This window comes from Stenotrophomonas sp. YJH_SMC_10, assembly GCF_059371555.1.
Window position 1 is genome coordinate 43,513 of the sequence record NZ_JCAFUS010000019.1, and the last position, 15,572, is coordinate 59,084.

Here is a 15,572-nt window from a genome sequence, read left to right on the forward strand (position 1 = left end):
CTTCGCGCTTCCGTACGCAAGCGTATCGACCATGTCGCCAGCCAACGAAAGCGCCTATCCCCATCTGTTCGCCCCGCTGGACCTGGGCTTCACCCAGTTGCGCAACCGCGTATTGATGGGCTCGATGCACACCGGCCTGGAGGATCGCGCCCGCGACTTCCCGCGGCTGGCGGCCTACTTCGCCGAACGCGCCGAGGGCGGCGTCGGCCTGATCGTCACCGGCGGCTTCGCACCGAACGTGGTCGGCTGGCTGAAGCCGTTCGGCGGCAAGCTGTCCTGGCCCTGGGAAGTGCGGCCGCACCGCCAACTGACCGCCGCCGCGCACCAGCATGGCGCGAAGATCTGCCTGCAGCTGCTGCATGCCGGCCGCTATGCCTACCACCCCTTGTCGGTGGCACCGTCGAAGCTGAAGGCACCGATCAACCCGTTCACCCCGCGCGCGCTGTCGGCCAGCGGCGTCGAGCGCCACATCGCCGACTACGCGCGCAGCGCGAAGCTGGCCCGCGAGGCCGGCTACGACGGCGTGGAAGTGATGGGCTCGGAGGGCTACCTCATCAACGAGTTCATCGCCCCGCGCACCAACACGCGCACCGACCGCTGGGGCGGTGACGCCAGCCAGCGCATGCGCTTCGCGGTCGAGATCGTGCGCCGCATCCGCGAAGCCTGTGGCCTGGACTTCATCATCATCTACCGCCTGTCGCTGGTCGACCTGGTGGAAGACGGCAGCAACTGGGAAGAGATCGTGCAACAGGCGCAGGCCATCGAGGCCGCCGGCGCGACGATCATCAATTCCGGTATCGGCTGGCACGAAGCGCGTATCCCGACGATTGCCACCTCGGTGCCGCGCGCGGCCTTCGCCGGCGTCACCGCCAAGCTCAAGCCGCACGTGGCGCTGCCGCTGGTGGCGACCAACCGCATCAACATGCCCGAGGTCGCCGAACGCATCCTCGCCGATGGCGGCGCCGACATGGTGTCGCTGGCACGCCCGCTGCTGGCCGACCCGCAGTGGCCGAACAAGGCCCGCGCCGGCCGCGCCGAGGCGATCAACACCTGCATCGCCTGCAACCAGGCCTGCCTGGACCACGTGTTCGAGAACAAGCTGGCCAGCTGCCTGGTCAACCCGCGCGCCGCGCACGAGACCGAGCTGGTCTATCGCCCGGCCGCCACGCCGAAGAAGGTTGCCGTGGTCGGCGCCGGCCCGGCCGGCCTGGCCTGCGCCACCGTCGCCGCCCAGCGCGGTCACCAGGTCACCCTGTTCGATGCCAGCGACGAGATCGGTGGCCAGTTCAACGTCGCCAAGCGCATCCCCGGCAAGGAAGAGTTCCACGAGACCCTGCGCTACTTCCGCCACACACTGCAGGAGACCGGCGTGCAGCTGCGCCTCGGCACCCGCGCGGACGCCTCCCACCTGGCCGGCTTCGACGAGGTGGTGCTGGCCACCGGCATCACCCCGCGCAGGGTCGATTTCCCCGGTGCCGACCACGCCAAAGTGGTCAGCTACCTGGACGTGCTGCTGGGCCGGGTCGAAGTGGGCGCCAGTGCGGCGATCATCGGCGCCGGCGGCATCGGCTTCGATGTCGGCGAGTTCCTCAGCCACGCCGGTGAGTCGCCCTCGCTGGACCCGCAGCGCTGGATGGCCGAATGGGGCGTGGACAGTACGTTCGAGGCCCGTGGCTCGCTGGCCCGGCCGCAGGTCGAGGCCTCGCCGCGCCGGCTGTGGCTGCTGCAGCGCAGCCCGGGCAAGCCCGGCGCACGACTGGGCAAGACCACCGGCTGGATCCACCGCGCCACGCTGAAGGCCAAGGGCGTGCGCATGCTCGGTGGCGTCGAGTACCTGGGCGTGGACGACGCGGGCCTGCGCATCCGCGTGGACGGCAGCGAACAGCTGTTGCCGGTCGACCATGTGGTGATCTGCGCCGGGCAGGAACCCAACCGCGCGCTGCAGGCCGAACTGCAGGCCGCCGGCATCAGCGCGCAACTGATCGGCGGCGCCGACGTGGCCGCAGAACTCGACGCCAAGCGCGCCATCGACCAGGGCAGCCGGGTCGCCGCCGCGCTTTGATCTGTGGATGAATGGGGGACGGAATGTGATTTCCGTCACCCCCGGCAAACCTGAATGTCAAGCCGTGCGGTTCACGATGCGTTCGGCTACGCCCCCCTACCTTGCGCCATCTTTCCGCTCACCAGCCAGTTTCCGGTGAGCCGGCGCAGCCCCCACGACCGGTACTGGTCGTTTCTTTTGGGGCTGCCCACGGGGCGGCCCCGATGGCCGCCTCCCCATGACGCCAAGTCGTAGCCCGCCTCCTGTCGCCCCCCGCGGCCGGAACTGGAGAGTGCGACCCATACGGAGCAAGGAGTTATATGAAACTGGCCTGGATTCTCTGGCTGTCGCAGTTGTTGCCTCAGCCGGCCGCTGATTCACTGTGTTTGAGCACCACCGTTTACCTGGAAGCCCGCGACCAGACCCTGCGCGGCCAGCAGGCCGTCGCCGAGGTCGCGCTGCGCCGCCTCGACAGCGGCCTGTGGGGTGATTCGATGTGCCAGGTGGTCACCGCACGCAAGCAGTTCGCACCGACCATCGTCTCCCCCGGCACCCAGCTGGGCAACGACGCGGCCTGGAGCGAGGCCATGAACGTGGCCTTCGACGCCGAGCGCAACTGGGCGCTGCCGGCCGGCGAGCGCCGCGAGATCGTGCCCGGTGCCAGCCACTTCGCCGCGCTGTCCATCGCCAGCCCGAACTGGCGCAATGCCTACCAGGTGGCCACCATCGGCGATCACACCTTCTATAAGGTGCAGAACCTCAAGCCGCGGCAGTCGTAACGATCCGTGCCGGCGGCAGCGTTGCCGCCTGCCGGCAGGCTCTGGGATAGTGGGCGTTTCCCGCCCGCATCACCTGGAGTTCCCATGAAGCTGTACAGCAAGCCCGGTGCCTGTTCCACCGCCGACCACATTGCCCTGCAGTGGACCGGCCAGCCGTTCGAGGTCGAACTGCTGAACAAGGACACCCTGAAGGGTCCGGAATTCCTCAAGATCAATCCGGCCGGTGCGGTGCCCGCGCTGGTCGACGGCGACTTCGTGCTGCTGCAGAACGCCGCGATCATGGGCTATATCGCCGATCGCTTCCCGCAGGCCGGCCTCGGCGGTGATGGCAGCCCGCGCCAGCGCGCCGAAGCCACCCGCTGGCTGGCGTTCGTCAATTCCGACGTGCATCCGGCCTTCTCGCCGCTGTTCGCGCCGGGCAAGTTCATTGCCGACGAAGGCCAGTACGACGCGATCCGCGCCGCCGCGCACAAGCGCCTGCGTGGCCTGTTCGAGACCGCCGACAGGCAGCTGGCCGACAAGCCGTGGCTGGCCGGCTTCCGCAGCTTCGCCGACCCGTACTTCTACATCACCCTGCGCTGGGCCGCCGGCACCAAGGTCGACCTGTCGGGCCTGGACAACCTGGCCGCCTACAAGGCGCGCATGGACGCCGACGCCGGCGTGCAGGCCGCGCTGAAGGCCGAAGGCCTGGCCTGACCTTGGTCAGGGGTCAGAGCCGTTCGCGTGGCGAACGGATCTGACCCCATCGGCTACCAGGCGGCTCCGCCCCCCCCCCCCTCGATTTCATTGGCGCGATCAGCCGATCTGGCGGATCACTTCCCCCTTGGCATCGCGCAGGTAGGTCGGCACCACCTCGATACGCAACCTTACTGCCAGCGGGTAGACCCCGCGCTCGGCGCGCACCCCTGCCAGGGCCTGCAGGCCCGCCTCGTCCAGTGACCAGCGCGCGCTGTCGGCGGATACGTCCGCCACTTCACCGCCCCCGTCCGCGATGAACTCCCACTGCCGCTCGCGGCTGACCAGTTCCAGCGATCTGCCGTGGCGCAGGCGCAGCGGCAGCAGTTCGCACACGCTCGCCACCTGGCCGGCGCCAAGCACCAGCGTGGTCATGCCCGCCTCCTGGCGCCAGTCCAGTGTCTCGATGAACAACATGCCGGTGCTGGAGCCTTCGCGCTCGCTGCCGGCCCGCACCTCTGCCGCCAGCGCAGGGTCCTCCAGCAGGTTGCCGCGGTGCAGGTCGCTGACCCACAGCGGCATTGCCGGCTGCAGCGCCTGCAGCACGCCGCGCGTGGACCAGCGCTTGACTGCCTCCATTTCCTCATCGGTCAATCCCACCAGCTGCAGGAACTGCAGGTGGCCATTGGCGGTGTCGCGTGCCAGCAACTGCGGGTCGGCAATGAACGCCAGATGGCACAGCCGCGTGTCGGTCTCCAGCGCGATCGGGCCGTTGGCATTGAGGTGGTGACCATCCTCGAACACGTTGCCACTGCCGAACACATAGCGCGCCAGGTTCTGCAGCAGGTTCATCGGCCACACCGGTGGCGGGCTGCCGGCGTCCTCGCCGGCTTCGGCCGCGAGGCGGAAGGTCAGCTCGAAGCCATAGCCGCTGGCGGCGGCATCGCGGCTCTCCTTGGCATACAGCTCGGAGAAGCCATAGGTGATGTAGTGCCAATGCGGCAGCGGCGCGTCCGCCCAGTACACGCTGATGCCATCCAGTGGATCCTGGCCCCCCAGCGTGTACGGCAATGCCGTGCCGTAGTGGCGGGGTTCCTGGCCCGCGTACAGCGGTGCCAGTGCCGCATTGATCGCGTCCCAGCCAGGGGTGTCGGTGTCGTCGTGGTCGTCCTGCACGCGGGACTCCTTGTGGGGAAGTGAACCGATCACTTTACGCGTTGGCTCGGGCCTGCACGACCTCGCTGCCGGTGTCCAGCAGGGCCAGCCGGGTTTCCTGCCACCAGCGCTGGGCCAGCGCCGGGCTGCGCGCCTTGGCGACCGCCGCCAGCAGTTCCGGGCACAGGCGTTCCAGTGCCAGTGCATCGGTGCAGCGTTCGATCTTCAACTGCATGAAATACCCCTTGAGGCCCAGATGACGCCGCACCGCCTCGCTCATTGCGTCGTACAGCTGCTGGTACAGCGCCGGGTCGTGTTCGCGACCGGTGCTGAGGCCACGTGCGGGCGCCACGTCTGCGCTTCCACCGATCACTTCGATCAGTCCCTGCGCGGCCAGTTGCTCCAGCGCATCGGCAGGCGCGCGCAGGCCTTCCAACAGGCCGCGCAGTTCAGTGTCGTCGCGACGGCCATCGACCATCAGCAGGATCGAGCGCAGCCCCGCCGGCAGGCGCCGGCCACGGTCTTCGATTTCCTGACGGCCAGCAGCCGTCTTGGCGTGCAGCAATGCCATTGCCTCCCCCTCCCTCGATGCGCCATGCCGGCGGGCCTTCGCGGGCACGCCCCCCTGTGTGCCATCCCCCGACGGCACGCGCCTTCCCCGGCGCGCGCCGCGTATTGCAGGTCGATGACAGGCCGAGCTTAGCGCAAGTGCAGAGGGGAGTGCCGGCCGCTGGCCGGCAACCTCGGGATTGATGGGGGTGCCGGCCAGGGGCCGGCACTACCGGATCAGCGGCCCAGCGCCCGCCGGATCTCTTCCAGCGCGCCGGGATCGTCCAGCGTCGACAGGTCGCCCGGGTCGCGCTGCTCGGCCAGCGCCTGCAACGAGCGCCGCAGCAGCTTGCCCGAACGGGTCTTGGGCAGCGCGTTGACCACGTGCACGTGCGCCGGGCGCGCCACTGCGCCGAGCGAGGTGGTCACCGTGGCCATCATCTCGGCCACCACCGGCGCCGGATCCTCGCCATCCAGGCCCTGCTTGAGGGTAACGAACACCAGCGGCACCTGCCCCTTCAGTTCGTCCTTGACCCCGATCACCGCCGCCTCGGCCACCCGCGGGTGGCTCGAAATGGCCTCCTCGATCTCACGCGTGCCCAGCCGGTGTCCGGCCACATTGATCACATCGTCGGTACGGCCGAGGATGAAGGTGTAGCCATCGTCGTCGCGGATCGCCCAGTCCAGCGAGCTGTACAACAGTTCCTTGAAGTGGCTGAAGTAGCTCTGCAGGAAACGGTTGTCGTCGTTCCACACCGTGCTCATGCAGCCCGGCGGCAACGGCGGCGACACCACCAGCACCCCCTTCTGCCCCGCTGCGACTTCCTCGCCGGTGTTCTCGTCGATCACCTTCATCCGGTAGCCGAGGTTGGGGAAGCCCGGCGAACCGAAGCGCACCGGCTTCATCTCCAGGCCCGGCAGCAGGGTCAGCGCCGGCCAGCCGGTCTCGGTCTGCCAGTAGTTGTCGATGATCGGCTTGCCGAGCGCTTCGCTGATCCAGTGCGCGGTCGGTTCGTCCAGCGGCTCGCCGGCCAGGAACAGGTACTTCAGCGCGCGCAGGTCGTGGCGATGGATGAAGTCCGCATCGTGCTTCTTCAGCACGCGGATGGCAGTGGGCGAGGAGAACATGGTGCGCACGTTGTACTGCTCACACAGCGCCCACCAGATGCCCGGGTCCGGATTCGTCGGCAACCCTTCGTACAGCAGCGACGTGCAGCCGCCGATCAGCGGGCCGTACACGTTGTAGGAATGACCCACCGCCCAGCCGACATCGGATGTGGAGAACATCACTTGCCCCGGCTTGCAGTCGAATACGGTTTCCATCGACTGCGCCATCGCCACCGCGTAGCCGCCGACATCGCGCTGCACGCCCTTAGGCTTGCCGGTGGTGCCGGAGGTGTACAGCAGGTAGCTCGGCTCGCTCGCTTCCAGCCACTGCACCGGCACATCGACTTCACCCACCTGTGCGCGCAGCGCGGCGTACTCCACGTCGCGACCCGGCACGCGCGGTTCGGCGGCATCCAGCCCACGCGAGACGATCAGCACGTGTGGCGGAGGCGACGCCGCTTCGGCGCAGGCGGCGTCGACCATCGGCTTGTACGGAATCAGCTTGCCACCGCGCATGCCCGCGTCGGCGGCGATCAGCAGCCTGGGCTTGGCGTCGTCGATGCGCAGTGCCAGGTTGTGCGCGGCAAAGCCACCGAACACCACCGAATGCACCGCGCCGATGCGCGCGCAGGCCAGCATTGCGAACACGGCTTCCGCCATGTTCGGCATGTAGATCACCACGCGGTCGCCGTGGCCGACGCCGAGGTGCTTGAGCACGGCGGCGAAGTCGTTCACTTCGCGATACAGCTGGCGATAGGTGATCTCGCGGGTGCTGTTGGTTTCGGTGGAAATGGCGACCAGCGCGAGCTGGTCGGCGCGCTCGGCCAGGTGGCGGTCGACGGCGTTGTAGCAGAGATTGGTTTCACCGCCGACGAACCAGCGCCGGAACGGCGGATTGCTGTAGTCGAGCACCTGCTGCGGCGGTTTGTGCCAGTGGATGCGCTTGGCTTCCTCGCCCCAGAAGGCCTCCGGCTCGTCGATCGAGCGACGGTAGGTTTCCTCGTAGTTCATGACGCAGCCCTCCCAGACAAAGTCATGGGTTCGAGGATAGTCCGGCGCTGCCGCGCGGGCCGCCCTACCTTGGTAGGGGGTGGGGTTTGTTCTGCAGGGCTGCACCCTGCCGAACCCCTAGAACGGAGCCGCGGACTCGAACGCGAGCGCCTCGCCCGTCACCGGATGAATGAACCGCAGGCTGCGCGCATGCAGGTGCACGCGTTGCGCCGGGGCGGCGCCGTACAGCACGTCACCGACAATGGGATGGCCGAGGCTGGCCATGTGCAGGCGCAGCTGATGGCTGCGGCCGGTGACCGGCTCCAGCGCCACGCGGGTGCGCTGCGCCCCAGCATCGCGATCCAGTACGCGCCAGCGTGTCAGCGCCGGCTTGCCGCATTCGTGATCGACCCTCTGCTTCGGCCGGTTCGGCCAGTCAACGATCAACGGCAGGTCCACTGCGCCGGCATCACCCTCGAGCAGCCCCTGCACCACCGCTTCATACCGCTTGCCGACCTGGCGCTGCTCGAACTGCATCGACAGTGCTGCCTGCATCGCCTTGCCGCGCGCGTGCAGCAGCAGGCCGGACGTCACCTGATCCAGGCGATGCACGGTCAGTGCATCCGGGTACAGCGCCTGCAGGCGCGCAACCACGCAGTCCTGGTTCTCGGCACTGCGGCCGGGCACGGACAGCAGGCCGGCCGGCTTCTCGGCCACCAGCAGTGCGTCGTCGATGTAGTGCAGGTGGATCATGCCGTTCCGTATCCGTCCAGACGCAAACGGGGAAGCCGAAGCTTCCCCGTTCTCTGCGTACCGACCAGCGGTCGGTACCTACCCTGAAGGAAAAGTACCGACCAGCGGTCGGTACCGACCTCGATGGAAGACGTACCGACCGGAGCCGGTACCGCCTGCATCAGCCCAGCAAGTGGGCGACGCCGGCGCGCTCTTCTTCCAGCTCGGCCAGGGTCTTGTCGATGTACTTCTGGCTGAAGTCGTCGATCGGCAGATCCTTGACCAGGGTGTACTTGCCGTTCTCGGTGGTGACCGCGAAGCCGAAGATCACGCCTTCCGGAATGCCGTAGGAACCGTCGGACGGCACGCCCATGGTGACCCACTTGCCGTTGCTGCCCAGCACCCAGTCACGCACGTGGTCGATGGCAGCGTTGGCGGCCGAAGCGGCCGAGGACGAGCCGCGGGCTTCGATGATCGCCGCGCCGCGCTTGCCGACGGTCGGGATGAAGGTGTTGGCGTTCCACTCCTGGTCGTTGATCGCATCGGCGATCGACACACCATCGGCGGTGGCGAAACGGTAGTCCGGGTACATGGTCGGGCTGTGGTTGCCCCACACGACCAGCTTCTCCATGCCACCGACCGGCTTGCCGAGCTTGGCCGACAGCTGGCTCAGCGCGCGGTTGTGGTCCAGGCGCAGCATGGCGGTGAAGTTTTCCGGCTTCAGGTCCGGGGCCGACTTCATCGCGATGTAGGCGTTGGTGTTGGCCGGGTTGCCGACCACCAGCACCTTCACGTCACGGCTGGCGACCTTGTTCAGCGCCGCGCCCTGGGCGGTGAAGATCTTGGCGTTTTCCAGCAGCAGGTCCTTGCGCTCCATGCCCGGGCCGCGCGGACGTGCACCCACCAGCAGGGCGATGTCGGCGTCCTTGAACGCGACTTCAGCGTCGTCGGTGCCGATCATGCCGGCCAGCAGCGGGAAGGCGCAGTCTTCCAGCTCCATCATCACGCCCTTCAGGGCGGCCTGGGCCTTGTCGACCGGCAGTTCCAGCAGCTGCAGGATGACCGGCTGGTCCTTGCCCAGCATTTCGCCGGAGGCGATGCGGAACAGCAGGGCATAACCGATCTGGCCGGCGGCGCCGGTCACGGCAACACGAACGGGTGCTTTCATGGGGGTTTCCTCTTGCTTGCAAGCGTTTGATGGGACGCCGCGGGCGTGGCCATGAAGGCCGGGCGGGCGGCGGGGAACAGGGAAACGGCCACCCGTGGGTGGCCGTTTCGAAGGGGGATCAGGCGGCGAGGTGCTTGTTCCACTCCGCCACGCGCTCGGCCTGGGCGGCCAGCACGGCGTCGACGTCGCCTTCCAGGGTGATCGAATGGATCACGTCGCCCTGCTTGACCGAATCGACGATGGCCTGGCCTTCCAGGACCTTGCCGAAGACGGTGTGGCGGCCGTCCAGCCAATCGGTCTTGATGTGGGTGATGAAGAACTGGCTGCCGTTGGTGTTCGGGCCGGCGTTGGCCATCGACAGCGAGCCGACCTCGTGCTTCACGCCATTCTTCTCGTCTTCGAACTTGTAGCCCGGGCCGCCGGTGCCACGGCCCTGCGGGCAGCCGCCCTGGATCATGAAGTCGGCGATCACGCGGTGGAAGATCAGGCCGTCATAGAAGCCGTGCTTGACCAGGTTCACGAAGTTGGCCACGGTCAGCGGCGCCTTGTCGGCGAACAGCTCGACCTTGATCGGGCCCTGGGTGGTGTCGAAAGTGGCGATGAGGGACATGAAGATCCTTGATGCAAAGGGGAATGCGTCTAGCCCCCTAGTTTACACCTGCCTCGTGGCGGCGGCGGCTTCGACCATCGGTGGAGACGCCGGCTTCAGCCACCGGACGGGCAGCGCCGCCCGCCGTCCTGGCAGCCTCGGCCGGGGCGCTGGACAGCCACCTGAATGGCGCCCGGGACCGGCGTGAAATCCACCTTTTCGCGAATCGTCAAGTTCGACGTATAATGTTGGACTTCTTTTTCCAAATCCGGCGCCGACTGGCCCCCTTTCGTATGTCCATCGAAAATCTTCGCAACATCGCCATCGTCGCCCACGTCGACCATGGCAAGACCACCCTGGTCGACCAGCTGCTGAAGCAGTCCGGCACCCTGTCCGAGCGTACCGTCCTCGCCGAGCGCGTGATGGACAGCAACGACCAGGAAAAGGAACGCGGCATCACCATCCTGGCCAAGAACACGGCCATCACCTGGGAAGACAAGAAGACCGGCATCAAGAACCGGATCAACATCGTCGATACCCCCGGCCACGCCGACTTCGGCGGTGAGGTCGAGCGCGTGCTGTCGATGGTCGACACCGTGCTGATCCTGGTCGATGCGATGGACGGCCCGATGCCGCAGACCCGCTTCGTGACCCAGAAGGCCTTCGCGATGGGCTTCAAGCCGATCGTCGTGGTCAACAAGATCGACCGTCCGGGCGCCCGTCCGGAATGGGTGATCGACCAGGTCTTCGACCTGTTCGACAAGCTCGGCGCCACCAATGAGCAGCTGGACTTCCCGATCGTCTACGCCTCGGCCCTGAACGGCTACGCCGGCCTGGAAGACACCGTGCGCGACGGCGACATGACCCCGCTGTACGAAGCGATCATGCAGCACGCCCCGCGTCCGGAAGTGGACCCGGAAGGCCCGTTCCAGATGCGCATCAGCCAGCTGGACTACAACAACTTCGTGGGCGTGATCGGCATCGGCCGCATCCAGCGCGGCACCCTGAAGAAGAACATGCAGGTCGCCGTCATCGACCGTGAAGGCAAGAAGCGCAACGGCAAGGTCGCCCAGGTGCTGGGCTTCCTGGGACTGGAGCGCATCGAGCAGGACACCGCCGAAGCCGGTGACATCGTGGCCATCTCCGGCATTCCGGAGCTGACCATCTCCGACACCCTGTGCCACCCGGACACCCCCGAAGCCCTGCCGGCGCTGACCGTCGACGAGCCGACCATCTCGATGACCTTCCAGGTCAACAACTCGCCGTTCGCCGGCAACAAGGACCTGTCCGGTGGCAAGTTCCTGACCAGCCGCCAGATCAAGGACCGCCTGGACCGCGAACAGGTCCACAACGTGGCCCTGAAGGTGGAGCAGCTGGAAGACGCCGACAAGTTCCTGGTCTCCGGCCGCGGCGAACTGCACCTGTCGGTGCTGATCGAGAACATGCGCCGTGAAGGTTATGAGCTGGCCGTGTCGCGCCCGGAAGTGATCATCAAGGAAATCGACGGCCAGATGATGGAGCCGATCGAGCAGCTGGTGGTCGACATCGAGGAAGTGCACCAGGGCGGCGTGATGGAAAAGCTCGGCACCCGCAAGGGCCAGCTGAAGAACATGGAGCCGGACGGCAAGGGCCGTGTGCGCCTGGAGTACCAGATCCCGGCCCGTGGCCTGATCGGTTTCCAGAACGAGTTCAAGACCCTGACCCAGGGCTCGGGCCTGCTGTTCCACGTGTTCGACCATTACGGTCCGAAGGAACAGGGCGCGATCGCCAAGCGCATCAACGGCGTGATGATCGCCAATGCGCCGGGCGTCACCCCCGCCTACTCGCTGGGTCCGCTGCAGGAGCGCGGCAAGCTCTTCGCTGCCGAAGGCGACAACGTGTATGAAGGCCAGCTGGTCGGCATCCACTCCAAGGACAACGACCTGACCGTCAACGCGATCAAGACCAAGCCGCTGACCAACATGCGCGCTTCGGGCAAGGACGATGCGATCCAGCTGACCCCGGCGATCAAGTACTCGCTGGAACAGGCGCTGGACTTCATCGAAGACGACGAGCTGGTCGAGATCACCCCGAAGGAGATCCGCCTGCGCAAGAAGTTCCTGACCGAAAGCGACCGCAAGAAGGCTTCGCGCGGCGGCTGAGCCAGCACCCGTGAACCCGAGCGGCTACAACCCGGATCCGCACCGGCATCCGGGTCTGCACGTCATCGCCCTGCTCGAAGCGAGCAAGGCGATGCTGGCGCTGTTGGCCGCGACCGGGCTGGAAGTGCTCGGACCGCAACCGCTGCGGCACGGCATCATGGTCCTGATCCGGCGTTTCAGCCTGGATCCGGACCATGGCACCCTGCCCTCGCTGCTGCACATGATCAGCCCCGACGCGGTCCATCTGGCCGCGGCGGGGATGATCGGCTACGGCCTGCTGCACCTGGTCGAAGCCTGGGGCCTGTGGCGGGCCAAGGCCTGGGCCTCCTGGCTGGGCTGCCTGACCGCCTCCCTGTACCTGCCTTTCGACATCTTCGCGATCATCCGCCATCCCGGCTGGCCATCGTGGACGATCCTGGCGATCAACCTGATCGTGGTCTACGTCCTCGCCCGCGACCTGCGCAAGCGCCACCGCTGAGCACCGGCTACACTGGGGATTGGAGCCGACCAAGCCGCCCCATGCGCCCGTCCTTGCCGCCTCTGCTGACCTGCCTGCTTGCCGCGCTGCCTGCGCTGCTTTCGGCTGGCTGCAGCCCGGCCGCGTCCAGCGCGCATGCGGCCGAACCCGCGAGCCGCAACGTGCCGTTCCCCTACGCTGAAACCGATGTCGCCGACCTGCAGGCGCAGATGACCGCCGGCGAGCTGGACAGCGCCACCCTGGTCCAGGCCTACCTGCAGCGGATCGCCTCCCTGGATCGCGCCGGACCCCGCCTGCGCGCGGTGATCGAGCTCAACCCCGATGCCCTGAAGGACGCCGCCGAACGCGACCGCGAGCGCCGTGCGGGACGCCTGCGCGGCCCGCTGCACGGGATCCCGGTGCTGCTGAAGGACAACATCAACGCCGCGCCCATGGCCACCAGCGCCGGCTCGCTGGCCCTGCAGGGCTTCCGCCCGGACGACGCGTACCTGGTACGGCGGCTGCGCGACGCCGGTGCGGTGGTGCTGGGCAAGACCAATCTCAGCGAATGGGCCAATTTCCGCGGCAATGATTCGATTTCCGGCTGGAGCGCGCGCGGCGGCCAGACCCGCAACCCCTATCGCCTGAGCCACTCGCCCTGTGGCTCCAGCAGCGGCAGCGCGGTGGCAGTCGCGGCCAACCTGGCCAGCGTGGCGATCGGCACCGAAACCGACGGCAGTATCGTCTGCCCGGCAGCGATCAACGGCATCGTCGGGCTCAAGCCGACCGTCGGCCTGGTCAGTCGTGACGGCATCATCCCGATTTCGTTCAGCCAGGACACCGCCGGGCCGATGACACGCAGCGTCGCCGACGCCGCCGCTGTGCTGACCGCGATCGCCGGCCGCGATGATGCCGACCCGGCCACGGCGACCATGCCCGGCCGCGCGGTCTACGACTACACCGCGCGGCTGGATCCACAGGGCCTGCGCGGCAAGCGCATCGGCCTGCTGCAGACACCGCTGCTGACGTACCGCGGCATGCCACCGCTGATCGAACAGGCCACCACCGAGCTGCGCCGCGCGGGTGCGGTCGTGGTGCCGGTGACGCTGCCCAACCAGGGCGCCTGGGCCGAGGCCGAGCGCACGCTGCTGCTGTACGAGTTCAAGGCCGGGCTGGAGCGCTACTTCAGCGCCCACCATGCCCCCGTGCGCAGCGTGGCCGACCTGATCGCCTTCAACCAGGCGCACAGCAAGCAGGAACTGGGCCTGTTCGGCCAGGAACTGCTGGTGGAAGCCGAGGCTACCGCTGGCCTGGCTGACCCCGCCTACATCCGCGCACGCAGCGATGCCCGCCGGCTGGCCGGCCCCGAAGGCATCGATGCGGCCCTTGCCGCCCACCGGCTGGACGCGCTGGTGGCACCCACCACCGGCGTGGCGTGGCCGATCCGCAGCGAAGGCGACGACTTTCCCGGCGAAAGCTACAGCGCCGCCGCCGTGGCCGGCTATCCCAGCCTCAGCGTGCCGATGGGCCAGATCAACGGCCTGCCGGTGGGCCTGCTGTTCATGGGCACGGCCTGGAGCGAGCCGAAGCTGATCGAAATGGCCTACGCCTACGAACAGCGCACCCGCGCGCGGCGTCCTCCGCACTTCGATACCGATGCGCTGATCGACGCCGGCGAGCCGTGAGCTCCGGTGACGCCGCGACATCCTGCTTCCGGTAGTGCCGGCCGCTGGCCGGCAGAACCACGCTCGCCGGCCAGCGACCGGCGCTACCGTTCGGGCTCCAGCTCTACCGGCACGATCGCCGCCTCACCATCTTCAGCACCCGGCGAACGCACATCGGCGGTACGCGCGCGTGGCGCCCGCGGCATGTCCTGCTCGTCCTCGTGCTGCAGCCGCGCACGCACCTGCGGCAGCGACTGCGGATGCTCGCGCGCGAGGAAATCGAGCATGCGTTCGCGGACCAGGCAGCGCAGGTCGAAGGCATCGCCGGAGCTGCGCGCGCTGACCAGCAGGCGGACCTGGATCGCACGCTCGCTGGTCTCGGTCACCTGGGTCACGCAGACCCGGCCGTCCCACAGCGCTTCACCGCGGCAGATGCGCTCCAGCTCTGCACGGATCGCTGCCACCGGGGCACGATAGTCCAGCCACAGGAACGCGGTGCCGAGCAGGTCGGCGCTGCGCCGCGTCCAGTTCTGGAACGGGTTCTCGATGAACCAGGTCAGCGGCACCACCATCCGCCGCTCATCCCAGATGCGCACCACGACATAGCTGCTGCCGATCTCCTCGATGCGGCCCCACTCGCCCTCGACGATCACCACGTCATCCAGCCGGATCGGCTGCGTCACTGCGATCTGCAGGCCGGCGATCAGGTTGCCGAACACCGGCTTGGCGGCGATGCCCGCAACCAGCCCGATCAGCCCCGCCGAGGCCAGCAATGCGGTGCCGATCTTCTGCACCATCGGGAACGTCAGCAGCACCAGCGATGCGCCCAGCACGATGATGCCGCCCATCAGCACGCGGCTGAGTACCCGGGTCTGGGTCTGGATGCGGCGCGCTTCCAGGTTGTCGGAGACATCGATGGGATGGCTGCGCAGGATGGCCCGTTCGCCCGCCGCCACCGCCCGCACCAGCAGCCAGATGAAGCACGCGGTCAGCGCGATATGCAGCACCCGTTGCAGGTTGCCCAGAACGGGATCCTGCAGCGGGGTGGCCTGCAATGCAGGGATCAACAGCAGCAGCGGCCATGCGGTGGCCATCGGCAATCCAAGCACGCGACCGATGCGCGCGCGCCGCCGATCACGCCCTTTCAGCCGATGATAGATCCACAGGATCAGCCAGGCGCCGATGCCACCCACCAGCACCGCCAGACCCAACGGCCATGCATAGGCCTGCATGCGCTCCCAATGCACCCTTGCCACCTCTGCGTGAACACACCAACGGGCAGCGTCGCGCATGGCGCATGAGCGCCGTGTCAGTCGTTCGTAAGCAGGGTGTTGATCGGCAGGGCGTGCAGCCCTGCACCTGCGGCAGTGCCGGCCGCTGGCCGGCAACAGCAACAGCAGAAGCAAAAGCTGGCTTCCTGTGGGATGGCGGGGTGGATCCGGTTGCGGGAGACGCCGTAAACCCATCCATGGGGGCTTGGCCGCGGCATCCATGCCGCGGACACTCCCGCAACCGGACCCACCCC

The 15,572-nt window shown here is 67.7% G+C and carries 13 protein-coding genes; 6 read left to right on the forward strand and 7 right to left on the reverse strand.

The annotated features are described in order from the left end of the window. The first annotated feature begins 31 nt into the window (after nt 1–31). From AC5P9C_RS18725 to AC5P9C_RS18735, 3 genes are all read left to right on the forward strand, one after another. Nucleotides 32–2,062, forward strand: a complete 2,031-nt coding sequence (locus AC5P9C_RS18725) for an FAD-dependent oxidoreductase (RefSeq protein ID WP_343542020.1) — start codon at nt 32–34, stop codon at nt 2,060–2,062. 299 nt (nt 2,063–2,361) lie between these two features. Further along, nucleotides 2,362–2,820 carry a cell wall hydrolase gene (locus AC5P9C_RS18730; RefSeq protein WP_004154513.1) on the forward strand — a complete coding sequence of 153 codons (459 nt, stop codon included), beginning with the start codon at nt 2,362–2,364 and terminating at the stop codon, nt 2,818–2,820. Between the two features lie 84 nt (nt 2,821–2,904). Further along, nucleotides 2,905–3,516: a glutathione S-transferase N-terminal domain-containing protein gene (locus tag AC5P9C_RS18735; protein ID WP_032955882.1), complete on the forward strand. Its 612-nt coding sequence runs from the start codon at nt 2,905–2,907 to the stop codon at nt 3,514–3,516. Between the two features lie 99 nt (nt 3,517–3,615). Here the strand turns inward: AC5P9C_RS18735 and AC5P9C_RS18740 are convergent, their stop codons facing one another. The 6 genes from AC5P9C_RS18740 to AC5P9C_RS18765 all read right to left on the reverse strand — a co-directional run bounded on the left by AC5P9C_RS18740 (nt 3,616) and on the right by AC5P9C_RS18765 (nt 9,806). Then, nucleotides 3,616–4,671 (reverse strand): suppressor of fused domain protein, encoded by a 1,056-nt coding sequence (locus AC5P9C_RS18740; protein ID WP_343541717.1) that lies wholly within the window; start codon nt 4,669–4,671, stop codon nt 3,616–3,618. Between the two features lie 34 nt (nt 4,672–4,705). Continuing rightward, the gene (locus AC5P9C_RS18745) at nt 4,706–5,221 is read right to left on the reverse strand and encodes a hypothetical protein (protein WP_313287768.1); all 516 of its coding nucleotides are present in this window, start codon (nt 5,219–5,221) and stop codon (nt 4,706–4,708) included. Nucleotides 5,222–5,436: 215 nt separating this feature from the next. Beyond that, nucleotides 5,437–7,317 carry a propionate--CoA ligase gene (gene prpE, locus AC5P9C_RS18750; protein ID WP_053462258.1) on the reverse strand — a complete coding sequence of 627 codons (1,881 nt, stop codon included), beginning with the start codon at nt 7,315–7,317 and terminating at the stop codon, nt 5,437–5,439. 117 nt (nt 7,318–7,434) lie between these two features. Continuing rightward, nucleotides 7,435–8,049, reverse strand: a complete 615-nt coding sequence (locus AC5P9C_RS18755; protein ID WP_049467560.1) for an RluA family pseudouridine synthase — start codon at nt 8,047–8,049, stop codon at nt 7,435–7,437. A 160-nt stretch (nt 8,050–8,209) separates the two neighbouring features. Continuing rightward, entirely contained in the window at nt 8,210–9,196 is a 987-nt protein-coding gene (locus AC5P9C_RS18760) for a malate dehydrogenase (protein ID WP_074725629.1), read from the reverse strand. 118 nt (nt 9,197–9,314) lie between these two features. Beyond that, entirely contained in the window at nt 9,315–9,806 is a 492-nt protein-coding gene (locus AC5P9C_RS18765; RefSeq protein ID WP_004153629.1) for a peptidylprolyl isomerase, read from the reverse strand. Nucleotides 9,807–10,078: 272 nt separating this feature from the next. On the opposite strand from AC5P9C_RS18765, the gene typA reads away from it, so the two are divergent. The 3 genes from typA to AC5P9C_RS18780 are packed head-to-tail and all read left to right on the forward strand — an operon-like array spanning nt 10,079 to nt 14,068. Beyond that, nucleotides 10,079–11,926 carry a translational GTPase TypA gene (typA, locus tag AC5P9C_RS18770; protein WP_049467556.1) on the forward strand — a complete coding sequence of 616 codons (1,848 nt, stop codon included), beginning with the start codon at nt 10,079–10,081 and terminating at the stop codon, nt 11,924–11,926. Nucleotides 11,927–11,936: 10 nt separating this feature from the next. Beyond that, a complete protein-coding gene (locus AC5P9C_RS18775) occupies nt 11,937–12,404 on the forward strand; it encodes a DUF2127 domain-containing protein (RefSeq protein WP_049467554.1) in 468 nt (155 codons plus the stop codon). 41 nt (nt 12,405–12,445) lie between these two features. Further along, a complete protein-coding gene (locus AC5P9C_RS18780) occupies nt 12,446–14,068 on the forward strand; it encodes an amidase (RefSeq protein WP_150827591.1) in 1,623 nt (540 codons plus the stop codon). Between the two features lie 83 nt (nt 14,069–14,151). On the opposite strand, the gene AC5P9C_RS18785 is transcribed toward AC5P9C_RS18780, so the two are convergent. Next, nucleotides 14,152–15,279, reverse strand: coding sequence for a mechanosensitive ion channel family protein (locus tag AC5P9C_RS18785; protein ID WP_176422010.1), 1,128 nt, complete (start codon nt 15,277–15,279; stop codon nt 14,152–14,154). Nucleotides 15,280–15,572: the final 293 nt, after the last annotated feature.

Bases quoted from the DNA above. Each gene is read 5' to 3' on its own strand.
- AC5P9C_RS18725 (WP_343542020.1), top strand. From the start codon at position 32: ATGTCGCCAGCCAACGAAAGCGCCTATCCCCATCTGTTCGCCCCGCTG.
- AC5P9C_RS18730 (WP_004154513.1), top strand. From the start codon at position 2,362: ATGAAACTGGCCTGGATTCTCTGGCTGTCGCAGTTGTTGCCTCAGCCG.
- AC5P9C_RS18735 (WP_032955882.1), top strand. From the start codon at position 2,905: ATGAAGCTGTACAGCAAGCCCGGTGCCTGTTCCACCGCCGACCACATT.
- AC5P9C_RS18745 (WP_313287768.1), bottom strand. From the start codon at position 5,221: ATGGCATTGCTGCACGCCAAGACGGCTGCTGGCCGTCAGGAAATCGAA.
- prpE (WP_053462258.1), bottom strand. From the start codon at position 7,317: ATGAACTACGAGGAAACCTACCGTCGCTCGATCGACGAGCCGGAGGCC.
- AC5P9C_RS18755 (WP_049467560.1), bottom strand. From the start codon at position 8,049: ATGATCCACCTGCACTACATCGACGACGCACTGCTGGTGGCCGAGAAG.
- AC5P9C_RS18760 (WP_074725629.1), bottom strand. From the start codon at position 9,196: ATGAAAGCACCCGTTCGTGTTGCCGTGACCGGCGCCGCCGGCCAGATC.
- AC5P9C_RS18765 (WP_004153629.1), bottom strand. From the start codon at position 9,806: ATGTCCCTCATCGCCACTTTCGACACCACCCAGGGCCCGATCAAGGTC.
- typA (WP_049467556.1), top strand. From the start codon at position 10,079: ATGTCCATCGAAAATCTTCGCAACATCGCCATCGTCGCCCACGTCGAC.
- AC5P9C_RS18780 (WP_150827591.1), top strand. From the start codon at position 12,446: ATGCGCCCGTCCTTGCCGCCTCTGCTGACCTGCCTGCTTGCCGCGCTG.
- AC5P9C_RS18785 (WP_176422010.1), bottom strand. From the start codon at position 15,279: ATGCAGGCCTATGCATGGCCGTTGGGTCTGGCGGTGCTGGTGGGTGGC.